15 protein-coding genes and 1 pseudogene are annotated in these 24,235 nt (G+C 71.6%); 13 read left to right on the top strand and 3 right to left on the bottom strand.

The genetic code is table 11. The annotated features are described in order from the left end of the window. Positions 1 to 25: 25 nt before the first annotated feature. On the top strand, positions 26 to 4,237 hold the full coding sequence (locus AB0I73_RS00965) for an Rne/Rng family ribonuclease (RefSeq protein WP_363032407.1): 4,212 nt from the start codon (positions 26 to 28) through the stop codon (positions 4,235 to 4,237). A 122-nt stretch (positions 4,238 to 4,359) separates the two neighbouring features. Here the strand turns inward: AB0I73_RS00965 and AB0I73_RS00960 are convergent, their stop codons facing one another. Further along, a complete protein-coding gene (locus AB0I73_RS00960) occupies positions 4,360 to 4,773 on the bottom strand; it encodes a Fur family transcriptional regulator (protein WP_363032405.1) in 414 nt (137 codons plus the stop codon). A gap of 191 nt (positions 4,774 to 4,964) precedes the next feature. Here AB0I73_RS00960 and AB0I73_RS00955 point away from each other — a divergent pair, with 191 nt between their 5' ends. The 9 genes and pseudogenes from AB0I73_RS00955 (at position 4,965) to AB0I73_RS00915 (ending at position 16,855) form a co-directional block, all read left to right on the top strand. Then, on the top strand, positions 4,965 to 6,428 hold the full coding sequence (locus tag AB0I73_RS00955; RefSeq protein WP_109379081.1) for a catalase: 1,464 nt from the start codon (positions 4,965 to 4,967) through the stop codon (positions 6,426 to 6,428). 145 nt (positions 6,429 to 6,573) lie between these two features. Beyond that, positions 6,574 to 6,960: an ankyrin repeat domain-containing protein gene (locus AB0I73_RS00950; protein WP_363032403.1), complete on the top strand. Its 387-nt coding sequence runs from the start codon at positions 6,574 to 6,576 to the stop codon at positions 6,958 to 6,960. A 230-nt stretch (positions 6,961 to 7,190) separates the two neighbouring features. After that, positions 7,191 to 7,511: a 50S ribosomal protein L21 gene (rplU, locus tag AB0I73_RS00945; RefSeq protein WP_109379079.1), complete on the top strand. Its 321-nt coding sequence runs from the start codon at positions 7,191 to 7,193 to the stop codon at positions 7,509 to 7,511. 14 nt (positions 7,512 to 7,525) lie between these two features. Next, positions 7,526 to 7,780, top strand: a complete 255-nt coding sequence (rpmA, locus tag AB0I73_RS00940; RefSeq protein WP_057615924.1) for a 50S ribosomal protein L27 — start codon at positions 7,526 to 7,528, stop codon at positions 7,778 to 7,780. Positions 7,781 to 7,897: 117 nt separating this feature from the next. After that, the gene (gene obgE, locus AB0I73_RS00935; protein WP_363032400.1) at positions 7,898 to 9,334 is read left to right on the top strand and encodes a GTPase ObgE; all 1,437 of its coding nucleotides are present in this window, start codon (positions 7,898 to 7,900) and stop codon (positions 9,332 to 9,334) included. Positions 9,335 to 9,612: 278 nt separating this feature from the next. Further along, a pseudogene (locus AB0I73_RS00930) lies at positions 9,613 to 11,198 on the top strand (alkaline phosphatase D family protein). Positions 11,199 to 11,639: 441 nt separating this feature from the next. After that, a complete protein-coding gene (locus AB0I73_RS00925; protein ID WP_363032398.1) occupies positions 11,640 to 13,136 on the top strand; it encodes a bifunctional cytidylyltransferase/SDR family oxidoreductase in 1,497 nt (498 codons plus the stop codon). A gap of 182 nt (positions 13,137 to 13,318) precedes the next feature. Continuing rightward, the gene (locus AB0I73_RS00920) at positions 13,319 to 15,397 is read left to right on the top strand and encodes a hypothetical protein (protein WP_363032599.1); all 2,079 of its coding nucleotides are present in this window, start codon (positions 13,319 to 13,321) and stop codon (positions 15,395 to 15,397) included. Between the two features lie 228 nt (positions 15,398 to 15,625). Then, positions 15,626 to 16,855 carry a glycosyltransferase family 2 protein gene (locus AB0I73_RS00915; RefSeq protein WP_363032396.1) on the top strand — a complete coding sequence of 410 codons (1,230 nt, stop codon included), beginning with the start codon at positions 15,626 to 15,628 and terminating at the stop codon, positions 16,853 to 16,855. 172 nt (positions 16,856 to 17,027) lie between these two features. Here the strand turns inward: AB0I73_RS00915 and AB0I73_RS00910 are convergent, their stop codons facing one another. Further along, entirely contained in the window at positions 17,028 to 19,079 is a 2,052-nt protein-coding gene (locus AB0I73_RS00910) for a hypothetical protein (RefSeq protein WP_363032597.1), read from the bottom strand. Positions 19,080 to 19,373: 294 nt separating this feature from the next. Then, positions 19,374 to 20,822: a polysaccharide pyruvyl transferase family protein gene (locus tag AB0I73_RS00905; RefSeq protein WP_363032394.1), complete on the bottom strand. Its 1,449-nt coding sequence runs from the start codon at positions 20,820 to 20,822 to the stop codon at positions 19,374 to 19,376. Between the two features lie 234 nt (positions 20,823 to 21,056). Between AB0I73_RS00905 and proB the strand changes: the two genes are divergently transcribed. The 3 genes from proB to AB0I73_RS00890 all read left to right on the top strand — a co-directional run bounded on the left by proB (position 21,057) and on the right by AB0I73_RS00890 (position 24,213). Further along, complete coding sequence (proB, locus tag AB0I73_RS00900) at positions 21,057 to 22,163, top strand: glutamate 5-kinase (protein ID WP_363032595.1); 1,107 nt, start codon at positions 21,057 to 21,059, stop codon at positions 22,161 to 22,163. A 133-nt stretch (positions 22,164 to 22,296) separates the two neighbouring features. After that, the gene (locus AB0I73_RS00895) at positions 22,297 to 22,764 is read left to right on the top strand and encodes a hypothetical protein (protein WP_363032392.1); all 468 of its coding nucleotides are present in this window, start codon (positions 22,297 to 22,299) and stop codon (positions 22,762 to 22,764) included. Between the two features lie 162 nt (positions 22,765 to 22,926). After that, the gene (locus AB0I73_RS00890; protein ID WP_363032390.1) at positions 22,927 to 24,213 is read left to right on the top strand and encodes a glutamate-5-semialdehyde dehydrogenase; all 1,287 of its coding nucleotides are present in this window, start codon (positions 22,927 to 22,929) and stop codon (positions 24,211 to 24,213) included. Positions 24,214 to 24,235: the final 22 nt, after the last annotated feature.

Below are 24,235 nucleotides of genomic sequence, written 5' to 3'. Positions count from 1 at the left end.
GGAGCCTGACGGGAGAAACCCCCGCATGCTCGAACCGACCGAGCCCACAGAGGGCTCCGAACCGAACAGCCCCAGCGACACCCTGCCGCCGCGTCGGCGGCGACGGGCCGCGTCCCGTCCGGCCGGCCCGCCCGCGGTGGGCGCCGGCACGGAGGCCGAGACGGTCACGTCGGCCATACCGGCCGCCGAGTTCCCCGAGTCTCCTGAACCCGCGGAGCCGCTCGACGAGAACGACGAGCTCGCGGCCGAGGAGGGCACCGAGGCCGAGGCCGCCGCGCAGCCGGCGGCCGCCCGGGAGGAGGCACCGGCCGCCACGGACACCGCCGCTCCGCCCCGGCGTCGCCGTGTGGTGCGCCGCTCGACCTCGCCCGCCGGGACACCGGCGTCGGCCCAGGCCGCCGAGACCGTCGTGCCGACGGCCGAGGCCCCCGCTGCTCAGGCCGCTCCGGCCGCCGAGCCCGCCGTGGAGGCAGCGCCGACCGAGCCCGCCGGGGACGCCGCCCCGCCGCGCGCGCGCCGTCGTGCGACGCGCCGTGTGACCTCGCCGACGGCCACCGCCACCGAGGCCACCGAACCGGCGGAGAGCGCCGTGCCCGCGAGCGCGGCCCAGGCCGCCGACACGGCTGTCACCGCTGACACCACCGACACCGCCGACATCACCGACACCGCCGAGGACGCGGCTCCCCGCCGCACCCGGCGCCGCGCCTCGCGCAGCGTCTCCGCGCCCGCGACCACCGAGGCCGCCGCCTCCCCCGCCGAGGAGGCGCAGGCTCCCGTGACCGAGTCCACCGGGCAGACCGCGGTCTCCGGGACGCCCGCCGAGCCCGCCGCGGACGACGCGGCTCCGCGCCGCCGTCGCCGTACGGTCCGCAAGGCCGCCGCCGGGTTCGCCGAGCCCGCCCGGTCGGCCACCGGATCCGCCGCGACCGGGGCCGAGGCCGGGACGTCGAGGCGCCCCGCCCGTCCCGCCGTCGCCGTCTTCCAGGCTCCCGTGTTCGCCGAGCCCCAGTTCCAGACGCCGGAGCGGGCCGCCGCCGAAGCGGCCGCCGAGGCCGCCGGCAGGGCGGAGCCCGAGCAGCCGGAGGAGACCGAGGAACTCCCGGAGGAGCAGCCCACCGCCTCGCGCCGCCGCCGTCGCCGTCGGGGCGCGGCGGACGAGACCGACGCGGCTCCGGCCGCTGCCGCCGCCCGCGTCGAGGATGCCGAGGACGGCCCGGCCCGGTCCGCCGAGGACGCGGAGACCGACGAGTCGGCGGAGGGCCTCTCCGACGACGACCACGACGACCACGACGACCACGACGACCACGACGAGAGCGAAGGGGCCGGTTCCCGCCGGCGCCGTCGCCGCGGTGGCCGTCGCCGCAGGCGCGGCGAGTCCGCCGAGGCGGAGGCCGAGGGCGGCGAGCCCGGGGACGACACCGAGAGCACCGGCGCCGAACACGACACCGAGGACGGCGCGGACCGGTCCGCCGACGACGCGGAGCACGCCGACGAGTCGGCCGAGGACCACGACGAGGCGGGCACCGCGGGCGGCTCCAGCAGCAGCCGTCGCCGTCGTCGCCGGCGCCGCCGGGCCGGGGACAGCGGCGGCGAGGCCGAGACCTCCACCGACGACCCCGAGCGCACCGTCGTCAAGGTCCGCGAACCGCGCAGGCCCGCCGAGCCGTCGGACGAGGTGCAGTCCATCAAGGGCTCCACCCGCCTGGAGGCGAAGAAGCAGCGCCGCCGGGAAGGCCGTGAGCAGGGCCGCCGACGCGTCCCGATCATCACCGAGGCCGAGTTCCTGGCCCGCCGTGAGGCCGTCGAGCGCGTCATGGTGGTCCGGCAGTACGGCGACCGTACGCAGATCGGCGTCCTGGAGGACGGGGTGCTCGTCGAGCACTACGTCAACAAGGAGCAGGCGACCTCGTACGTCGGCAACGTGTACCTCGGCAAGGTGCAGAACGTGCTGCCGTCGATGGAGGCCGCGTTCATCGACATCGGCAAGGGCCGCAACGCCGTGCTCTACGCCGGTGAGGTCAACTTCGAGGCGCTGGGCATGGCCAACGGCCCGCGTCGGATCGAGGCCGCGCTGAAGTCGGGCCAGTCGGTCCTCGCCCAGGTGACGAAGGACCCGATCGGGCACAAGGGCGCCCGTCTGACCAGCCAGGTCTCCCTCCCGGGCCGCTACCTCGTGTACGTCCCCGAGGGTTCGATGACCGGCATCAGCCGCAAGCTGCCCGACACCGAGCGGGCCCGGCTGAAGACCATCCTCAAGAAGGTCGTCCCCGAGGACGCGGGTGTCATCGTGCGCACCGCCGCCGAGGGCGCGAGCGAGGACGAGCTGCGCCGTGACGTCGAGCGGCTGCAGGCGCAGTGGGAGGAGATCAAGAAGAAGTCCAAGAGCGGTGGCAGCTCGAACGCGCCGTCGCTGCTGTACGGCGAGCCGGACATGACCGTCCGGGTCGTGCGGGACATCTTCAACGAGGACTTCTCCAAGGTCGTCGTCAGCGGCGACGAGGCATGGGAGACCATCCACGGGTACGTCGCGCACGTCGCGCCCGACCTGGCCGACCGGCTGCAGAGGTGGACCAGCGAGGTCGACGTCTTCGCCACGTACCGGATCGACGAGCAGCTCGCCAAGGCGCTCGACCGCAAGGTCTGGCTGCCCAGCGGCGGTTCGCTGGTGATCGACCGGACCGAGGCGATGGTCGTCATCGACGTCAACACCGGAAAGTTCACCGGTCAGGGCGGCAACCTCGAGGAGACGGTCACCAGGAACAACCTGGAGGCGGCCGAGGAGATCGTGCGCCAGCTGCGGCTGCGCGACCTCGGCGGCATCATCGTCATCGACTTCATCGACATGGTCCTGGAGTCCAACCGGGACCTGGTGCTGCGGCGCCTGCTGGAGTGCCTGGGCCGGGACCGTACGAAGCACCAGGTCGCCGAGGTGACCTCGCTGGGTCTGGTGCAGATGACCCGCAAGCGGGTCGGCCAGGGCCTGCTGGAGTCGTTCTCGGAGACCTGCGTCCACTGCAACGGGCGCGGTGTCGTCGTCCACCTGGACCAGCCCACCTCCGCGGGAGGCGGCGGCAAGCGCAGGAAGCGGGCGCGGGCCGGTGCCGGGGAGCACCTCCACGAGCACGAGGTTGACGCCGTCCCGACGGCGGAGCAGGAGGCGGAAGCGGAGTCGGAGACGGCGGCCGAGGTGGCCGCCGAGGTCGCCGAGCCGGTCGCGCTTCCCGCTCCGGAGTACATGCCGGACGAGGAGCTGTACAGCAGTGCCGCCGAGGCGGAGGCCGCGGCCACTCGTGGACGTACCCGCCGCCGGGTGAGCCGCAGGGCCTCGGCCCCGGCGGGCGCGCCGAGGCGCGAGCAGCCCCGGCGCGAGCCGGCTGCCGCCGCGGCCGCCGGCGGGTCCGGGCCCGACGGGTCCGGCGCGGAGGTGCCGACGGCTCAGGGGACGACGGTCGCCGAGGAAACCGCACGCCCGGTCCAGCCGGAGCCGGCCGCCGAGGCGCACGCCGTACCGGCCGCCGCCGAGGACCCGGTCGTCGAGGCGCCCGCCGCTGCGGCGGCGCCCGCTGAGGACGCCGCTCCCCAGGGCCGTACGCGTCGCCGGGCCACCCGCAAGGTGTCCGCGCCGGCCGGTTCTCCGGCGGGCGCGCAGGCCGCGGTGGTGACGATCGCGGATACGGCAGCCACGACGGACACAGCCCCCGCGGCGCCTGAGCAGACGCCGGAGCCGGTGGCCGAGGAGTCCCCGGCCGAGCCGTCGCCCGAGGTGCCCGAGCCGGCCGCCGAGACCGCCGCCCCGCCCCGCCCGCGCCGCCGTGCGGTGCGCAAGCCCACCGTGTCCACCGCGTCCGAGGAGGCGGCCGTCGTGGTCGTCCCGTCGGCCCCGGTGGTGGAGACGGCCCCGGCGGACGAGGCGGCGGCCGCCGAGGCGGCAGCGGCCGTCACCGCGACGGCACCCGCCGAGGAAGCCGCCGACGAGGCGGCTCCGGCCAAGAAGACCGCCCGCGCGGCGGCCAAGAAGGCCACGGCGAAGAAGGCCGCCACGAAGAAGACGGCGGCCAAGAAGACGACGGCCGCGAAGAAGACGACGGCGGCGAAGAAGACCGCCGTCAAGAAGACGACGGCCAAGAAGGCCGCGGCCAAGACCACCAAGACGGCCGTGAAGAAGACGACGGCGAAGAAGGCCGCGGCAGCGGCCCAGCAGCCCTCGCCCTCGGTCACGGCGTCGACGGAGGACTGATCAGGAGCCGCCCTCAGGGGTGGCACGCCGAGAGGCGCGGGGCACCGGTGACAGCCGGTGCCCCGCGCCTCTCGGCGTCTCCGCCGGGTCGCGGCCTCCGCCGGGTCGCGCCGTGAACGGCGTCAGGCCGTGCAGTCCGGACAGATTCCGCGGTAGGTCAGTTCGACGTCGGCGAGTGTGTATCCGAAGCGTTCCGACTCCGGAAGGTCCGAGAGGGGGTCGCCCGCCGGGTGCACGTCGCGGAGGGTGCCGCAGCGGTCGCAGAGCAGGTGGTGATGGGGTCGGTGCGCGTTCGGGTCGTAGCGCGTGGCGCGGTGGTCGGTCGAGACCTCGACGAGCTCGCCCAGCGTCACCAGTTCGCCCAGGGTGTTGTAGACCGTCGCCCGGGAGATCTCGGGCAGCCGCTCCACCGCGCGCGCGTGCACCTCGTCGGCGGTCAGATGGATGTGGTCCCCGCCGAGAACCTCGGCCACAACGCGTCGCTGCGCGGTCAGGCGCCAGCCGCGTTCCCGAAGCCTCTTCAAGAGATCACTCATGTACGTCACCCTAACCAGCGATTGATCCCATCTCAAGAACAGATATGGTTCTGAATGTCGCCTTGACTTAGACCATGTCTAACATAGGGTGGGTCCTGATGCGGGCTGCGGAGCAGTGCGCGCGGACACTCGGACGGCCAGGTCCGCCAGGCCTTGACCCCCGTCAAGAACCACACACCGAGGAGCGAGCTTTGACCGAGAACAACCAGAAGCCGTTGACCACGGCTGCCGGCGCGCCGGTCGCCGACAACCAGAACTCCCTGACGGCCGGTCCGCGCGGTCCGATGCTCCTGCAGGACGTGTGGTTCCTGGAGAAGCTCGCACACTTCGACCGCGAGGTCATCCCGGAGCGCCGGATGCACGCCAAGGGCTCGGGCGCGTTCGGCACCTTCACGGTGACCCACGACATCACGCAGTACACGAGCGCGAAGATCTTCTCCGAGATCGGCAAGAAGACCGAGATGTTCGCCCGGTTCTCCACCGTCGCCGGTGAGCGCGGTGCGGCCGACGCCGAGCGCGACATCCGCGGCTTCGCCCTGAAGTTCTACACGGACGAGGGCAACTGGGACCTGGTCGGGAACAACACCCCGGTCTTCTTCTTCCGCGACCCGCTGAGGTTCCCGGACCTCAACCGCGCGGTGAAGCGCGACCCGCGCACCAACCTCCGCGACGCCGAGAACAACTGGGACTTCTGGACCAACCTCCCCGAGGCCCTGCACCAGGTCACGATCGTGATGTCCGACCGCGGCATCCCCGCCTCGTACCGGCACATGCACGGCTTCGGCTCGCACACCTACAGCCTGATCAACGCCGAGGGCGAGCGGTTCTGGGTCAAGTTCCACCACCGCACCCAGCAGGGCATCAAGAACCTCACCGACGCCGAGGCCGAGGCCCTGGTCGGCAAGGACCGCGAGTCCCACCAGCGCGACCTCTACGAGGCGATCGAGAACGGCGACTTCCCGAAGTGGAAGCTGTTCATCCAGGTCATGCCGGAGGCCGACGCGGAGAACTACCGCTTCCACCCCTTCGACCTCACCAAGGTCTGGTCGAAGAAGGACTACCCGCTGATCGAGGTCGGCGAGTGGGAGCTCAACCGCAACCCCGCGAACTACTTCGCGGACGTCGAGCAGGCCGCCTTCACCCCGGCGAACGTGGTTCCGGGCATCAGCTACTCGCCTGACAGGATGCTGCAGGGCCGCCTCTTCTCCTACGGCGACGCCCAGCGCTACCGCCTCGGTGTGAACCACCACCAGATCCCGGTCAACGCCGCGAAGAACCCGGTGAACACCTACCACCGCGACGGCGCCATGCGGGTCGACGGCAACCAGGGCTCCACCCCGGGCATCGAGCCCAACTCCTACGGCCGCTGGGCCGACCAGCCGGCCTACCGCGAGCCGAGCCTGGCCGTGGGTGCCGTCGCCGACCGGTTCAACTTCCGTGAGGACGACGACAACTACTTCGAGCAGCCCGGGAACCTGTTCCGCCTGATGAGCCCCGAGCAGCAGAAGGTTCTCTTCGAGAACACGGCGCGCGCCATCAACGGCGCCTCGGAGCAGACCGTCGAGCGGCACATCGCCAACTGCACCCAGGCCGACCCGGCCTACGGCGAAGGCGTCCGCAAGGCGATCGAGGCCCTGGCCGCCGGCAACCTCTGAGCCTCGCCGTTCGAGGGAACCGCGGTACATGCCGCACCGCGCCCGGGCGCGAGCCACTCGGTGGCCCGCGCCCGGGCGTGCGCCGTCACCGTCCGGTGCCCTCACGGACATGACCAGCACAACCGCGTGATCAGGAGGGATTCACATGAGCAGGGGCGGTCTGACTCCTGAGCAGACGGAACGCGTCGTGGCCATCGCCATGGACCTGGCCCGGGAGGGCGGCACCGAGGAGCTCGTGGGGTTCGTGGAGCACGGGCTGCCGGTCGACGTGACCGACGCGGCCGGCAACACCCTGCTCATGCTCGCCGCCTATCACGGCCACGCCGACACCGTACGGGCTCTGCTCCGGCTCGGTGCCGACCCCGACCTGCGCAACGCCCGGGACCAGGCACCCGTCGCCGGCGCCCTGTTCAAGGGCGCGGACGAGGTGGTCGAGGTGCTGCGGGAGGCCGGTGCGGATCTGGACTCCGGCACGCCGACCGCTCGGGTCGCGGCGGCCATGTTCGGGCGCGCCCACCTGCTCGCGGGCTGATCCACCGGGCGGGGCCGCCCCGTCCGGCACGGTGTCCACCGATCGACCGGGCCCGGTTTGACCGGTCGGGGCGTGTCCTCGTAACCTTGACCGTCGGCGTGTCCATCGGGACGCCACATCCCCGTAAACCTCTTCCTCCCGGGCGCGGGTCGGCTCGGGAGAGGTTGCCCGTGTATCTGTCGGGCGGCTGGCCTGCGGGGTGCCGTTCATCGAGTGAGAGAGAGATCCGCGTGTACGCCATCGTGCGCAGCGGTGGTCGCCAGCACAAGGTTGCTGTCGGCGACATCGTTGAGGTTGACAAGATTTCCACCGCCAAGGTCGGCGACACGGTCGAGCTCTCGACCCTGCTCCTCGTCGACGGCGAGGCCGTGACCAGCGACCCGTGGGTGCTGGCCGGTGTCAAGGTCCAGGCCGAGGTCGTGGACCACCACAAGGGCCAGAAGATCGACATTTTGCGCTACAAGAACAAGACCGGCTACCGCCGTCGTCAGGGCCACCGCCAGCAGTACACGGCGATCAAGGTCACTGAGATCCCCACGGCTGCGAAGTAAGGGACTGAGGAGAGATGGCACACAAGAAGGGCGCATCGTCCACCCGGAACGGTCGCGACTCCAATGCCCAGCGGCTCGGCGTGAAGCGCTTCGGCGGTCAGGTCGTCAACGCGGGTGAGATCCTCGTCCGCCAGCGCGGCACCCACTTCCACCCCGGCGCCGGCGTCGGTCGTGGTGGCGACGACACGCTGTTCGCCCTGGAGGCCGGTTCGGTGCAGTTCGGCACCAGCCGTGGCCGCAAGGTCGTGAACATCGTTCCGGTCGCCTGATCGGAAGCTTTCGCGAGGCGGACCTCACTTCCCTGGCGGGAAGGCGGGTCCGCCTTTCGCGTGTTGACCAGGAAACACGTACACACGTACACCGCACTGTCTCTGGAGGCACCCCCCATGACCACCTTCGTGGACCGCGTCGAACTGCATGTCGCCGCGGGTAACGGAGGCCACGGCTGTGCCTCCGTCCACCGTGAGAAGTTCAAGCCGCTGGGCGGACCGGACGGCGGGAACGGCGGGCGGGGCGGCGATGTCGTCCTGACCGTCGACCAGTCCGTGACCACGCTCCTCGAGTACCACCACTCCCCGCACCGCAAGGCCACCAACGGCAAGCCCGGCGAGGGCGGCCACCGCAGCGGCAAGGACGGTCAGGACCTGGTCCTGCCGGTGCCGGACGGGACCGTCGTCCTCGACAAGGCGGGCAACGTGCTCGCCGACCTGGTCGGCAACGGGACCTCGTACGTCGCCGCCCAGGGTGGCCGGGGCGGGCTCGGGAACGCCGCCCTCGCCTCCGCGCGGCGCAAGGCGCCCGGTTTCGCGCTGCTCGGTGTGCCGGGGGAGCTGCAGGACATCGTCCTGGAGCTGAAGACCGTCGCCGACGTGGCGCTGGTCGGGTATCCGAGCGCGGGGAAGTCCTCGCTGATCTCCGTGCTCTCCGCGGCCAAGCCCAAGATCGCCGACTATCCGTTCACCACCCTCGTGCCCAACCTGGGCGTCGTCACCGCCGGGTCGACCGTCTACACCATCGCCGACGTGCCGGGGCTCATCCCGGGCGCCAGCCAGGGCAGGGGCCTGGGGCTCGAGTTCCTGCGGCACGTGGAGCGGTGCAGCGTGCTCGTGCACGTGCTGGACACCGCGACGCTGGAGTCGGACCGCGACCCCCTCTCCGACCTCGACATCATCGAGGAGGAACTGCGGCAGTACGGCGGCCTCGACGACCGCCCCCGCATCGTCGTCCTCAACAAGACCGACGTACCGGACGGCAAGGACCTCGCCGAGATGGTCCGGCCCGACCTGGAGGCACGCGGCTACCGCGTCTTCGAGGTGTCCGCCGTCGCCCACCTCGGGCTGCGGGAACTGTCGTTCGCGCTCGCCGAGTCGGTGGCCCGGGCGCGGGCCGCCAGGCCGCAGGAGGAGGCGACCCGCATTGTCATCCGGCCCAAGGCCGTGGACGACTCCGGGTTCACCGTCACCCGCGAGGACGACGGACTGTTCCGGGTGCGCGGCGAGAAGCCCGAACGCTGGGTCCGCCAGACCGACTTCAACAACGACGAGGCCGTCGGTTACCTCGCCGACCGGCTCAACCGGGTCGGTGTGGAGGACGCGTTGGTGAAGGCCGGCGCCCGGTCCGGCGACGGTGTCGCCATCGGCCCCGAGGACAACGCGGTCGTCTTCGACTGGGAGCCGACGGTGACCGCCGGTGCGGAGATGCTCGGCCGGCGCGGCGAGGACCACCGCTTCGAGGCGCCCCGCCCGGCTGTCCAGCGACGCCGCGAGCGGCAGGCCGAACGGGACGAGGCCGAGCGGGAGTACGGCGACTTCAAGCCGTTCTAGGCCGGACAGGTCCCAGGGCCTGTCGTGTGGAGCGTGCCGGGCTCGCGGCACGCTCCTGACGGATCAGGGTGACCGGACCGGTCGGTCGGCCCCGCGGCCCCGTCGTCCGCCGCTCACCTTCAGGACCTGCCCGGGCAACGCGATGTTCCCGTGCCGGGGCGGGTCTTCCGTTGTCTTTCTTTTTGTCATGCACGTGCACCGTCGTGTTCAGTGCCCCGACCTCCCGGACGGCGGGCTTCCCCGTGTCCAAGACGCTTGCGAGGCAGGGGAGTTCACCGATGTCCGGAACAGTTTCGCCCGACCGCCGACGCGTTCTGACCACCGGCGCCGCCGTACTCGGCGCCGCGGCCTCCGCCCAGCTGTGGCTGCCGGCCACCGTTCGGGCCGCGGAGCGGAAAACGTTGCCCGACGGGGTGTTCAGCCTCGGTGTCGCCTCCGGCGATCCTCCCCCACTGCCTTGAAGGCGTGGGGGGACCCCCATCCCGACGGGATCGTGCTGTGGACCCGGCTCGCTCCCGACCCCCTGAACGGCGGGGGCATGCCGGACCTCCCGGTGCCCGTCGAGTGGCAGCTCGCCCAGGACGCCCGCTTCAAGAAGGTCGTCCGCCGGGGCACCGCGTGGGCCAGGCCCGCCCACGGGCACAGCGTCCACGTCGACGTGCGCGGTCTGCGTCCCGACACCCGGTACTGGTACCGCTTCCGCGCCGAAGGGCAGCTCTCGCGCACCGGCCGCACCCGTACCGCGCCCCCGGCGCGCAGCGCGGGCGGCAGGCTGCGGATCGCGCTCGCCTCCTGCCAGAACTGGCAGCACGGCTACTTCACGCCGTACGCCGACATGCTGGAACAGGACCCGGACGTCGTCGTGTTCGTCGGCGACTACATCTACGAGTCCAACCCGTCGGCGACCGGCGTGCGCCGCCACGAGGGGTCCGGGGAGCCGTACAGCCTGACCCAGTACCGCAACCGGTACGCCCAGTACCGCTCCCACCCGGACCTCGCGGCCATGCACGCGAACGCGCCCTTCGTGGTCACCTTCGACGACCACGAGATCGACAACGACTTCGCCGGCGAGATCCCGCAGGACCCCGACAAGCAGTCGCACGACGCGTTCACGGCCCGGCTGACGGCGGGCTACCAGGCGTACTACGAGCACATGCCGGTACGCGCGAGCGCCGTCCCGAACGGTCCGCACATCCGGATGTACCGCCGGCTGGAGTTCGGCCGGCTGGCCCGGCTCAACGTGCTGGACACCCGGCAGTACCGCAGCGACCAGGCGACCAGCCAGGAAGGCGCCCAGGACCCCGCGCTGACCATGCTCGGCGCCGCCCAGAAGCGGTGGCTGGTCGACGGGCTGCGCCACTCGCCCGCCCGCTGGAACCTGATCGCCTCCCAGATCATGATGGCCGAGACGGACCTCCAGGTCGGTCCCGGCAAGCTCTGGTTCTACGACGCCTGGGACGGCTACCAGGCCGAACGGAACACGCTGCTGCAGGAGTTCCGGCGGGTGAGCAACCCCGTCGTGCTCACCGGCGACCGCCACCTCACGATGGTCAGCGACCTCAAGGCGGACTTCGCCGACCCGAAGTCCGCCGTCGTGGGCGCCGAGTTCGTCGGCACCTCCATCTCCAGCAACGGCGACCAGGACCAGGCCGCCTTCCGCGAGCAGTGGGACCCGCGGCGCGCGGACAACCCGCACTGGAAGCTGCTCGACGCCCACCGCGGCTACCACCTGTTCGACGTGCGCCGCGAGGGCATCGACGCACGGGTGCGGGTGGTGGACACCGTGGTGCAGCCGCGGGCCACACCGCGCACACTGGCCCGGCTGCGGGTGGAGGCGGGCCGCCCCGGCGTCCACCTGGTGTGACCACCGGCCGTCGTCCCGCCCCCGTCGATACCGAAAACCGCCGGATCTTCATATGGAATTCCCCCGCAAAGAGCGGGCGGACCAGACGAATTTCTGGTTGTCGGGCGCTTCATCCTTTGCGGTGCTCCCGAATATGAAGAAATGGTGCAGTCCTGCCCTCGACGGGTGAAGATCCGCGGTTCCCGGGCCGGGGCGCCGCCGCCGGCCGCGCCCCGGCCCGCCGCCGTGCCCGCCCGGGACGCCCGCCGCGGCAGGCCGGTGACCTGTGCAGTTACTCACAGGGATTTCCGGGGCGCCCGGGGGAGCCGGTGCCGACCACCTGGGGATCCCAGGTGAATGACAGGTGGCGCGCACATATGCGACGAAGGTCGCTCACCTTGCATTGCGGTAACCACAAGTGGGACCATTTTGCAGTTCCCTGATGCCCAAGGTAGGTCACCTGTGTCACAGCACATAGCCAAGCCCCGTACCACCGCAGTGATTCTGGCCGGTGGCACCGGCCAGCGGGTGGGTCTGTCGATCCCCAAGCAACTGCTGAAGATCGCCGGCAAGGCAGTCATCGAGCACACCCTGACCACCTTCGAGAACGCCGACTCGATCGACGACATCGTCGTGCTGATGGCGCCGGGCTACGTGTCCGACGTCGAGAAGATCGTCGCCAAGGCGGGTTTCACGAAGGTCACCCGGGTCATCGAGGGCGGCTCGACACGGAACGAGACCACCGAGCGGGCCATCTCGGTCCTCGGCGAGGGCCTGGCCGAGGGGGAGGACCGCAACGTCCTCTTCCACGACGCCGTCCGCCCCCTGTTGTCACAGCGCGTCATCGACGACTGCGTGAGCGCCCTGGAGCGCTACCAGGCCGTCGACGTGGCCATCCCGTCCGCGGACACCATCATCGTCACGCGGACGCACGGCGACGACGGCGAGTTCATCACCGAGATCCCGGACCGCTCCCGGCTGCGCCGCGGCCAGACCCCGCAGGCCTTCAAGCTGTCCACGATCCGCCGCGCCTACGAGGTCGCCGCCGGTGACCCCAACTTCCAGGCCACGGACGACTGCTCCGTCGTGCTCAAGTACCTGCCCGACGTGCCGATCCACGTCGTCGCGGGTGACGAGTACAACATGAAGGTCACCCAGCCCGTCGACGTCTTCATCGCCGACAAGCTGTTCCAGCTCGCCTCCACGGCGGCGCCCGAGCAGATCGGCGAAGAGGCCTACCGCGAACTGCTCACCGGCAAGACCCTCGTCGTCTTCGGCGGTTCCTACGGCATCGGCAAGGACGTCTGCGACCTCGCCGAGTCCTACGGCGCCACCGTGTACCCGCTCGGACGGTCCACCACCGGCACCCACGTCGAGAACCCGGAGGAGGTCGACGACGCGCTGTCCAAGGCGTACGCGGAGACCGGCCGCATCGACTACGTCGTCAACACGGCGGGTGTGCTGCGCATCGGGAAGCTGGCCGAGACCGACAACGCCACCATCGAGGAGGCGCTGAAGGTCAACTACCTGGCCCCGGTGCAGATCGCCCGGTCCGCGTACAAGTACCTCGCCGAGACGAAGGGGCAGCTGCTGCTCTACACCTCCAGCAGCTACACCCGCGGACGCGCCGAGTACAGCCTCTACTCCTCGACCAAGGCCGCGATGGTGAACCTCACCCAGGCCCTGTCCGACGAGTGGGCCGGCGACGGAGTGCGCGTCAACTGCGTCAACCCGGAGCGCACTGCCACGCCGATGCGCACCAAGGCCTTCGGCCAGGAGCCCGCGGGCAGCCTGCTGTCCTCCGAGGCGGTGGCCCGCACCTCCCTGGACGTGCTGCTCTCCGAGCTCACCGGCCATGTCATCGACGTACGGCAGCAGGACCCGACCGCGGGCGCGGCCCGTGCCACCGGATTCGAGCAGGCACTCGCGTCGGTGCTGGATCGTCAGGACGGCGTGTAATAATTGGCGGCAAATAGACTCCGGTAATTCAGGCCTCTGCGGCCCCCGTTCACGCAGTTCGCGCGCGGGTGTTCGCGGGGGCCTGAATCCTTCGCCCACGCATTACCCATAGGCACAAACCGGCACTCACCCTCCAAGAGCAGGTTCATCCGTTGATATCCACCGCTATTCGCGTCGCCCGGGTGGGCAGCGCGGCCGAACTGGTCGCAGCGGTCGTCATGATGCTGGCCTTCCCCTGCCTCATGCTGGCCGCGCTCGTCCCGAGCGTCCCCGCCTTCGCGGCAGCGGCCGCCGTGACGTACCTGGCGGACCACTACCTGCACCACAGGGGCAGCTACCTGGTCAACCGCCTCAGCAAGGTGCGGGCGGGCCTGTCGATCCGCTTCCTGATCCGGCAGCTGCTGCTGATCCTGCTGCTGGCCCGTCTGTCGCTCGCGGACAACCTGATCTACTACGGGGCGATCGCCTGCTTCATCGCCTTCTACGGTCTTCAGGCCCCGCACGGCGCGCTGACCACGCTGATCCGCAACCGCCGACGCATGCCGGTGGCCACCCGCAACATCGACCTGGCCTCCCGCGTCCGCATCCCGGACGCGCCGCCGCGCGCACTGATGCACCGCGCCGCCGAGAAGATGCTCCACCTCGACCTCGCGGCGGTCGTCGGCATACTGGTCGCCGCGGCGCTGGACTCGGCCGTCATCGGTTTCGTCGGCATCGGAGCCACGGTGCTCCTGGGCATCCTGTACGTGCTGGCCCTGGTGCCCTACGTGCGGGGCCGGCGGACACCGCCGAACGCCGAGAAGGTGCTGGAAGCGGTCGACAGCTGGCTGAGCGACTACCGGCCGGAGACCGTGCTGTACTTCTCCGGCTCCAAGGACTCCGCCTACCAGGTCAACATGTGGCTGGAGACCATGGAGCAGCTGGACACCCGTCCGCTGATCATCCTGCGCGAGCGGGTCATACTGAGCAACCTGGCCCCCACCACGGTCCCCGTCATCTGCGTGCCCGGAGGGGTGCACCTGATGAACCTGGACCTGTCCACGGTGCGCGTCGCGCTGTACGCGGCGAACGTCGGCAAGAACATCCACCTGCTGCGCGTGCCCACCATGAAGCACGTCTTCATCGGCCACGGCGACAGCGACAAGATCGCCAGCGTGAACCCGTACAGCAAGGTCTACGACGAGGTGTGGACGGCCGGCCGCGCGGGCCGCGACCGCTACGCCATCGCCGACGTCGGCGTCCGCGACGACGACATCGTCGAGGTCGGGCGCCCCCAGCTGGCTCCCATCGAGGGCGCCCGCGGCGAAGCCGCCGACGGGCACCGTCCGACGGTCCTGTACGCCCCCACCTGGGAGGGCTGGGACGACAACCCCGGCAACACCTCGATCCTGCTGGCCGGTGAGAACATCGTGAAGCGGCTGGTCGCGGCCGACCCCGCGGTCCGTGTGCTCTACAAGCCCCACCCGTTCACCGGAACCCGCAGCGCGCAGGCCAAGGCCGCCCACCAGCGGATCACCGCGCTGATCGAGAAGGCCACCGCCGAGCGCGCCGCCGACCCCCGCTACACCGCGGACACGGCGGCCCAGGAGCGGGCCGCGGCCGAGCTGACGCGCATCGAGGCCCGGCTGGCCGAGCTGACCGACGGCGCCGGGGGCGGCGACGAGGCCGAGACCAGCCGCGACGGCCTGGTCGACGTGGCTCGGCACGAGGAGGCCGCCCGGCTGCGCACCGAGTGGAACACCGCGTACTGGCGTTCCTTCCCCGACTGGGAGCACCGCGTCATCACGGGCCCCCAGCCGCGCCTGTACGACTGCTTCAACGTCTCCGACGCGATGGTCTCCGACATCTCCAGTGTCGTCTCCGACTTCATCGCCAGCGGCAAGCCGTACGCGGTGACCGACTCCGCCGGGCTGGGGGCGGAGGAGTTCAAGCGGCAGAACACGGCGGTGCGCGCCGCGGTGATCCTGTCCAACGACGCGGCCGGACTCGACGAGCTGCTCGCTGCCGTCCGGGCGCCCGAGAGCGATCCGCTGGCCGCGGAGCGGGGCGAGCTCAAGCGCTACCTGCTGGGCCCGGACGAGCCGAAGTCCATCGACCAGTTCAACAGCGCGGTGGGCCGACTCGCCCGGAAGGCCGAGACGCGCAACCTCGGCCAGGAGTCCCGGACCGCGGTCGGCGGACCGGACGTGGAGCCGGCGGACGCGCTGCCCGCGCAGGCGGCGTCGGTGACCGGCGAGACGGAGGGCGCCGGGGCGGGCTGACCCGCTCCGGGCACCCGCCGGGCACCCACTCGAACACCCCACAGGCTCGGCCCCCGAGGAGCGACTCCTCGGGGGCCGAGCCTGTCGTGTCGGCCCGCGGTCGACCGAACTCCCTTATGACATAGGTCACTTGAAGGGCCGTTCGAGGCAACCCCTCACCCCGAACGCCCGTCTAACAAGTAGCGAATGAGGCGATACGAGGGAAATGTCCTGCGACAAGGGGGGAACGTGACCGTGGCGCAGCCTGATGTCACCGTGGTCATCGGGGCGTACGAGGCGATGCCGTATCTGGTCGAGTGCCTCGCCTCGCTGGAGGCACAAACCATCGACCCGGAGCGCATCGAGGTCATCGCCGTCGACGACGGCTCGACGGACGGCACGGGGGAGTGCCTGGAGGAGTTCGCGGGCCGTGCGCCCATGCCGGTCACCGTGATCCGGCAGGCGAACTCGGGCGGTCCCAGCGGCCCGCGCAACATCGGCCTGGGCAAGGCCACCGGGCGGTACGTCTTCTTCCTGGACGCCGACGACCGGCTGGGCCACGAGGCCCTGCAGCGGATGGTCGCCATGGCCGACCGGGCCGGCACCGACGTGGTCCTCGGCCGGGTCGAAGGCGTCAACCGGGGCGCCCCGAAGTCCATGTGGGGCCGCACACTGGAGCGTACGGACGTCCACTCCTCCAACATCAAGTACACGCTCAGCGCGCAGAAGCTGTTCCGCCGCGAGTTACTCGTCCGGCACGGCATACGGTTCGACGAGTCGCTGTTCACCGGTGAGGACGCGCTGTTCACCATGGAGGCGTACCTCAGGGCGAACGGCGTTTCCGTGATCGCCGATTACACCTGCTACTACCTGGTGGGCCGTGACGACGGCAAGCACGTGACCAAGAGCGGGAGTTACACCCTGCGCTTCGACTCGGCCCGCCGCCTGACGGACCTGATCGCCGACCTCGTCCCCGAGGGCCCCCGGCGCGACCGGCTCATGTTGCGGCCCTTGACCGTCACCCTGCTCCCACAGTTCGGCCCCCGCTTCCTCAAGGACAGCGACCGGGTGCGGCGGCACAAGCTGGAGCTGGCGAAGCCCCTGATGGACGCCCACTGGAGCGACGACGTCGCCCGGCACCTGAAGGTCGAGGAACGGCTGAGGCTGCACCTGGTGGCCGAACAGCGGCTCGAACTCCTCCTCGACGCGGTGAAGTTCACGGCGGCGAGGAAGCAAGCGCCGGCCCTGCTGGCGCGGCGGGGCCGACGCGTCTACCTCGTGTATCCGCACTTCCGTGACCGTGCGGCGGGCATCCCCGACTCCGTCTACCTCGCCTCGTCCCGGGAGGCCCGCGCCTTCCCCGGCTACCGCGAGGGCGGCCCGGCCACCGTCCTGCGCCGCGCCGCCCACCGGGCCCGCCACCTGCTGACCTCGCCCGGGAGGCCCGCCCCGGAGCCGAAGACCCCGACGGCGGCATGACACCGCCCTGGGACCTGTCCGGTGGGTCATGCCGCAGACGCGGGGCCTGGCGCGCCCCCCCGAGCTCTTCGAGCAGGGGGACCCCCATGAGCGGGAGGGGCCCCATCGCTCCTGCCCACCCGCGCCGATGAGGCACCGTTGATTTCCTGCGCCCTGGTCCGCCGGACAGGCCCTACCCCTGACCGCCCCGGGCTCCGGTGTCGGCTCCGGCTCCGGGGCCGGCTCCCGGGTGGGTTTCGGGGTTCTGGCGTGGGGCGGGGAGCAGGGCCTCCGGGAGGAGAGGGGACACACGCGTCCTGTGGTGCAGCGCGGCCGTGGACAGGGCGCGCAGGGCCGCGTTGCAGCGGTCCTGGGCCGTCGGCTCGTCGGGGCCCAGCAGCCTCAGTTTCAACTCCGCGCGGGCATCCGCCCGTTCGTCCTTCTCCGGATGCCGGACCGACTCCAGCAGGGCCGGCACCCCGCCCGCGTCCGGCGTCAGTACGGTCGCCGCCGCCACCGTCGGGAACTCCGCTCGGAACGCCTCCTCGGACAGCCCGCCGGTGTTCGCCACCGCGTACGGCTTGCCGCTGGCCAGGAAATCGCTGATGACGCTCGACACATCGCTGATCAGCAGGTCGGCGACGTCGAAGCAGGCGTACAGGGCGGGCCGTACGCCGGTGACGATCTGGTGCTCCCCCTCCGGCAGCGACGCCCAGTACGCCTCCTCCCAGGCCGCCGTGGCCCTCCTCACCGCCTCGGCCCGGCCCGGCGGCGGGGCGGACTGCGCCAGCATCCGCTCGACCTGGTCGGCACTCGGGCGGACGTCGGCCGCCGTGAGCCGGTCCAGCTCCGCGGTGAGCCGGTCCAGTTCCGAGGTGGAACGCGTGGGCCGGGCGGCTCCCGCGGACCGTTCCCGGTTCGCCGCCCGGATCAGCTCCCGGACGCGCCGGTCGGCGGCGCCCGTCCGCGGATCCACCGAGCCGGTCAGCGGGTGCGGCTTGTACAGCAGCCGTACGCCCGGGTCCGCGAGCAGCGCCCGTACGATGTTCTCCCCGGCCGCGAGCACCGAGGTGTTGCCCGGGTTGCCGTCCCAGCCCTCCCAGGTCGGCGCGTACAGCACCGTGGTGTACGGACCGGCCGGTGGGCCCGCGTACGGGCGCACGGCGTCCAGCTGGGGACGGCCGATCTCCACCACGTCCTTGTCCTCGACCCCCACCTCGGCCCGCGCGTACCGCTCACGTGCCTCGGGACCGGCCACCCACACCTCGTCGTAGGCCTTCGCGTACGGATTGCAGGACGACAGCTTGTCGCTCTCGCCGTGGTTGACGAAGGCGTGCTTGATCGTGGGGATGCGCAGCACCTGCGAGGTCTTGCCGGAGTTCGACGGGTGGATGAGGACCCGCAGTGAGGAGCGCTCGAGCCGCATCAGGGTGGACACCTTCGGCAGGCACACGACCGGGATGTCGGTCGCCGCGATCTTCGCCACCATGAACCGCTCGCGCAGGACGATCACCGGCCGGCCGTCGAGCCTGCTCATCGTCTCCAGCCACATGTTCGCCTGGTAGGCGGAGGAGACCCCGCCGGAGAAGTACAGGCCGACCGTGGGCCGGTAGTCGGCCAGCCAGGCGTCGAACCAGTCGAGTACCTCCTGTTCGCCCGCCGGGCGCCGGGAGGGCAGCAGGCGCAGCAGCAGTGCGCCCAGGCCCGCCGCCGCGAGTGCCAGCGACAGCGCGATCCCGGTCACCGCGGGCAGGGGGGTCCGGGTCACCGCCGTCGAGGCCAGGCCGGCCGTCGTGGGCAGGCCGAGGAGCAGCAGCCGGTGGCCGGGGTGGCGCAGCAGCGCGGCCGGGGCGCGGGTCAGGCGCAGGGCCGAGGCGTCGATGTTCCGGGTCACCACGGGCAGCGTGCGGGTGCGGCGGACCAGCACGGACACCGCCTGGATCGCGCAGTGCAGCGCGTAGAAGGCGAGCAGGCCGGCGACGAGCCACGCGTACTGCGACTCCCGGTCGTTCTCCCCGAGTCGCAGCAGACCCACCACCAGGAGCAGATCCCGCAGTACGTGGCGGACGGTGATGTCCGCGTGCGACTTGGCCAGCAGTGACAGCGTGCCGGGCTGCCACCGGTACAGCACGCCCTCGACCGCCAGGCAGACGGCGGTCGAGGCGAGCAGCAGCGGGATGTTCGGGAGCAGGGCCGCCGCGGCCTGCGCCACGAGGGCGCCGACCAGCACGGCCGCCGCCGTCACCTTGGCGACGGCCGGGCCGCCGGGCGGACGCCCGGAGGCGGGGCCGGGGGTGCGGGGCGAGGCACGGTGTGGGCGGATCCCCGCCGGGAACCGCCGGCGGGACAGGGACAGGGGCACGCGGTCACTCCAAAGCGCGTCGCGGAGACGGACGCACGGGTTAACGCGTACCGACGTCCGGACGACACGCGCGTGTCCACTAAGGGTGGAGTGACCGTTGGACGTACGAGCCCGTCCGGCGGGATCCGCCGGACGGGCTCCAAGGGCGGCCCGGGTGGTTTTCCCGGGCCGCCGCCGTCAGTTCCGCCCGCCCTGCAGGGCTCGGCGCAGGGGGCGGCCCACCACCCGGCGGGCCCTGCGGTACACCGAGCCGGACGCGGGGGCGACCACGGTGGTCTTCCCGGCGGTCTTGGCCCCGGTCTTCGCCCTGGCCTTGACGCCGGCCAGCTCCTTCTTCAACTTGGCGTTGTCCGCGGTCAGTTGGCTGACCCGGGTGTGCAGCCAGCCGAAACGCGCGATGAGCGCGGCCGGGTCGGTGTCGAGCCACGGGCGGACGCCGCCGGGGAAGTCCAGCGAGCGCATCCGCTCCTCGTGGGCCGCGCCGCCGTCGCCGTGCGAGAACGTGTTGTCCAGCCCGTTGCGGTCCAGGAACGAGGTGAACCGCTCGAACCGCTCGTGGTGGTTGCCGGTCAGCCCGCTGAGGTCGGTCTCCTCGTACAGCCGCGCCGGGTCGGTTTCCTCGGGGGCCCCGGAGAGCTTGTCGAGCGTGCGGTGCGGGATCTCGAAGTAGCGGCACAGCTCCAGCGTGCGCGAGTCCGAGCAGAGCACGGTCGCGGGCGTACCGGCGAGCAGCGCCGCGATGTTGCCGTGGATGCGGGAACCGAAGGAGAAGTCGAAGTCCCGCAGATCATCGATCCAGGTCACCGGGTCGATGTAGACGCGGACCTTGTCCTCCCGGTACATCGGGTGGTCGGGATGCGTCGGCATCCCGGTGACCTTCCCGTTCGGGTCGGACAGGTCCCGCCAGTGCAACTGCAGTGCGTCGCTGAGGTTCTGGCCTATGAACCGCAGGTTCGGGTAGCGGGCGTGGGCCCGGGTGATGACCTGGCCCAGCCCCTGGCTGCGCACCGCGCTGTGCGAGCCGTTGATCGCGATCCGGGAGTCGGCGGTCAGCTCCTGCGTCCGCTTCTGTACCGCGAGTTCCTTGCCGTACATGAACAGCGAGGGACAGCCGATGACCTCGACGTCCTTGAAACCGAGGTCGTTGAGGTACTTCTCGGTGAACTCGCCGCGCACACCGATCGAGGCGCTGCGGTCCAGCACGGCGGAGACGAACTCGCGTACCGCGGGCTCCATCGGCTTCAGCCGCGCCGGGTCGTAGTCGAGCCCCGTCTGCGCGCCGACGCCGACGACGACCACGGGAATCTTCAACTGGCTGATGAGCCGGGTCAGTCGGCGCAGGCTTGCCTCGAACGACGGCCGGAAGGCATTGGCGAGCGGCACGACGAACGCGTCGTACTCCTCGTTGATGCGGCCCGGAGGGGTGCCGTCGGTTCGGATGCCGTTGGACACCACCGTGGTCCGCGGCGTCTCGAGGATCTTGTGCGTGGCGTCGCTGAAGATCAGGTTGCCTGCGTTGCTGGCGAAGACGTCGCGATGGAGGGCCTCCTCCACCGGCACGACGTCGTAGGGGCTCTTCCCCGATCTGAGGAGGATGCGCTGTATGCGGCGAGCGTTGGGTGACACGCCGTTCACAATATGTTTCCGGAAGCTTTAATTTCTACGGGCAACCAAAGCAACCTTTTTCACATCGGCGCTCCGTGAGGGAGCGGTTACGCGGGGGTGTCCGGAACCTGGACCGGCAGGCGTGCCCCGCCCCGTCTCGCGTAGATTGCCGAACGGGCCCCATGGCCGGCACGGGACGGGCCCCATGGCCGACACGAGGGGACGGAACACCAGGTGGCACGGGCAAGGCAGGCCGTGGGCGAGGCCCGCAGGATCGTCGTCAAGGTCGGATCCTCCTCGTTGACCACCGCGGCGGGCGGTCTGGACGCCGACCGGGTCGACGCACTCGTCGACGTGCTCGCCAAAGTGCGGTCCGGAGGGGAGCGCGAACTCGTCCTCGTCTCCTCCGGTGCCATCGCCGCCGGCCTCGCCCCGCTGGGCCTCGCCCGGCGCCCCAGGGACCTCGCCCGCCAGCAGGCCGCCGCCAGCGTCGGCCAGGGCCTGCTGGTGGCCCGCTACACGGCCTCCTTCGCCCGCTACGGCGTCCGCGTCGGCCAGGTGCTGCTGACCTCCGACGACATGAGCCGCCGCGCTCACCACCGCAACGCCTCCCGCACCCTGGACAAGCTGCTCGCGATGGGCGCCTTCCCGGTCGTCAACGAGAACGACACCGTCGCCACCGACGAGATCCGCTTCGGCGACAACGACCGCCTCGCCGCCCTCGTCGCCCACCTGGTCCACGCCGATCTGCTCGTCCTGCTGTCCGACGTGGACGGCGTGTACGACGGCGACCCCGCGCGGCCCGGCACCTCGCGGATCGCCGAGGTGTGGGGTCCCGAGGACCTCGCCCACGTCGACATCGGCAGCGCGGGGAAGGCCGGTGTCGGCACCGGCGGCATGGTCACCAAGGTCGAGGCCGCCCGGATCGCCGCCGCCGCGGGCGTCCCGGTCGTGCTGACCAGCGCCGTCCACGCGGGCGACGCCCTCGCCGGCGCGGACACCGGAACGTACTTCCACCCCACCGGCCGGCGCTCCGCCGACCGGCTGCTCTGGCTCCAGCACGCGTCCACCCCGCAGGGCGCGCTCACCCTCGACGACGGCGCGGTGCGCGCGGTCGTGGAGCGCCGCATGTCGCTGCTGCCGGCCGGGATCGCGGGCGTCGAGGGCGAGTTCAGCGCGGGTGACCCGGTCGAGCTGCGGGACCGCGCGGGACGGCCGGTGGCCCGCGGCCTGGTCAACTTCGACGCCAAGGAGATCCCCCGGCTGATCGGCCGTTCCACCCACGATCTCGCCCGCGATCTCGGACCCGCGTACGAGCGCGAGGTCGTACACAGGGACGATCTGGTGGTCCTGCACCCGTAATGTCCCGTATCGTCCGCCCCTCGCGGTGGACGTTCCGCAAAACCGCCCCATGACGCCCGGCGGCCTGCTCAACTTTCCTCCAGGGACACATCCGCCCGGCCCGAGAGCCGGCCTGTGCGTGAAGGAGGCCGTCGTGAGACGAGTACGCCCTGGGACGACGGCGTCCCGCGGTGGTGCCGGCTCCCGGGCGGCCGGCGAGGAGCGCGCCCTGACCAGCGTCGCGGCGGGAGACCGGTTCCAGGGCGGCGAGCACCGGGACCTCCCCCGCCTGTGGCACGTCACCCTCAGCGTCTCCGGCAGCCGGGCCCCGGTCGCCGAGGTCCGCCGAGCCCTGGAGCAGCTCGCCCACGACCACCCCTTCCTGCTGACCAGCCGGTACGCCGACGACCACGCGGAGATCCGTTACTGGGAGGAGGCCCGGGACCTGCACGACGCGGCCGCCGTGGCGCTGCGGCTGTGGGGCGAGCACCGGCAGACCGCGGGCCTGCCGCCCTGGGAGATCGTCGGCCTGGAGGTCATCGACCGGGCCACCTACCACCAGCGCATCGCCGCGGGCCACGGCCCGGCCCCGGCGACCCCGGTGGGGGTACACCCGTTCTGAACCCGACCACGCACCGCAGCCGCTCATGACGATCACGCGCCGCAACCGTCAAGGGGGCGACCGCCACGGTGCGCCACCACGTCCGCGAGAGCGGCGCCGGTTCAGGCGCAGAGGGGCGACTGCCCCGCCCCGACCCTCTCCGGCCGCATTATCCTTCCCCCCATGACCACGCTTTCGCCTTATGACTCGATGTCCCCGGTCAACCAGGCCGCCTACCGGGCCAAGGGCGCCGCCGCCACCCTCGCGCCGTTGCCGCGTGCCGCCAAGGACGACGCGCTGCTCGCCATCGCGGACGCGCTGGAGGTCCGGGCGGGCGAGATCGTCGAGGCCAACGCCCAGGACGTGGCCAAGGCACGCGAGGCGGGCATCGGCGAGGGCATGATCGACCGGCTCACCCTCACCCCGGAGCGGGTGCGCGCGATCGCCTCGGACGTACGGGACGTGGCCGCGCTGCCCGACCCGGTCGGCGAGGTCGTCCGCGGCTCCACCCTGCCCAACGGCATCGACCTGCGGCAGGTCCGGGTCCCGCTCGGCGTCGTCGGGATCGTCTACGAGGGCCGCCCCAACGTCACGGTCGACGCCGCCGCCCTGTGCCTGAAGTCCGGCAACGCGGTCCTGCTGCGCGGCTCGTCCTCCGCGTACCGGTCGAACACCGCACTGGTGCGGGTGCTGCGCGACGCGGTGGGCGGCGCCGGGCTGCCCGCCGACGCCGTGCAGATGGTGCCCGGTGAGAGCCGGGACAGCGTGCGCGAGCTGATGCGCGCCCGCGGCCTGGTCGACGTGCTCATCCCGCGCGGCGGCGCCTCCCTGATCAACACGATCGTCCAGGAGTCGATCGTCCCGGTCATCGAGACCGGCACCGGCAACTGCCACCTCTACGTCGACGCCGGCGCCGACATCGAGACCGCCGTGGAGATCCTGGTCAACTCCAAGGCCCAGCGGGTCGGCGTCTGCAACGCCGCCGAGACCCTCCTGGTCCACCAGGACATCGCCCCCGTGTTCCTGCCGCGCGCCCTGGACGCCCTGGCGGACGCAGGGGTCACCGTGCACGCCGACGAGCGGGTGATGGCGTACGCCAAGGACTCCGAGGCGACCGTGGTGGAAGCCACCACGGAGGACTGGGAGACCGAGTACCTCTCCTACGACATCGCCGCGGCGGTCGTCGACTCCCTGGACCGGGCCGTGGAGCACATCCGGTTGTGGACCTCCGGTCACACCGAGGCCATCGTCACCACCTCGCAGCAGGCCGCCCGCCGGTTCACCCAGTTGGTGGATTCCACCACCGTCGCCGTCAACGCCTCCACCCGGTTCACCGACGGCGGTCAGTTCGGCTTCGGCGCGGAGATCGGCATCTCCACGCAGAAGCTGCACGCCCGGGGGCCGATGGGCCTGCCGGAGCTGACCAGCACCAAGTACATCGTGACCGGCGACGGACACGTCCGCCGCTGAACCACGGCCGCTCGGGCAGACG

The sequence above is a fragment of the Streptomyces sp. NPDC050388 genome, assembly GCF_040655635.1.
Taxonomy (GTDB): Bacteria; Actinomycetota; Actinomycetes; order Streptomycetales; family Streptomycetaceae; genus Streptomyces.
The sequence above is the reverse complement of the archived record's forward strand: the minus strand, read 5'-3'. Positions and strand labels throughout refer to the sequence as shown.

Excerpts from the sequence above, each read along its gene's own strand:
- AB0I73_RS00965 (WP_363032407.1), top strand. The coding sequence starts at position 26 with ATGCTCGAACCGACCGAGCCCACAGAGGGCTCCGAACCGAACAGCCCC.
- AB0I73_RS00950 (WP_363032403.1), top strand. The coding sequence starts at position 6,574 with ATGAGCAGGGGCGGTCTGACTCCTGAGCAGACGGAACGCGTCGTGGCC.
- rpmA (WP_057615924.1), top strand. The coding sequence starts at position 7,526 with ATGGCACACAAGAAGGGCGCATCGTCCACCCGGAACGGTCGCGACTCC.
- AB0I73_RS00890 (WP_363032390.1), top strand. The coding sequence starts at position 22,927 with ATGACCACGCTTTCGCCTTATGACTCGATGTCCCCGGTCAACCAGGCC.
- AB0I73_RS00960 (WP_363032405.1), bottom strand. The coding sequence starts at position 4,773 with ATGAGTGATCTCTTGAAGAGGCTTCGGGAACGCGGCTGGCGCCTGACC.
- obgE (WP_363032400.1), top strand. The coding sequence starts at position 7,898 with ATGACCACCTTCGTGGACCGCGTCGAACTGCATGTCGCCGCGGGTAAC.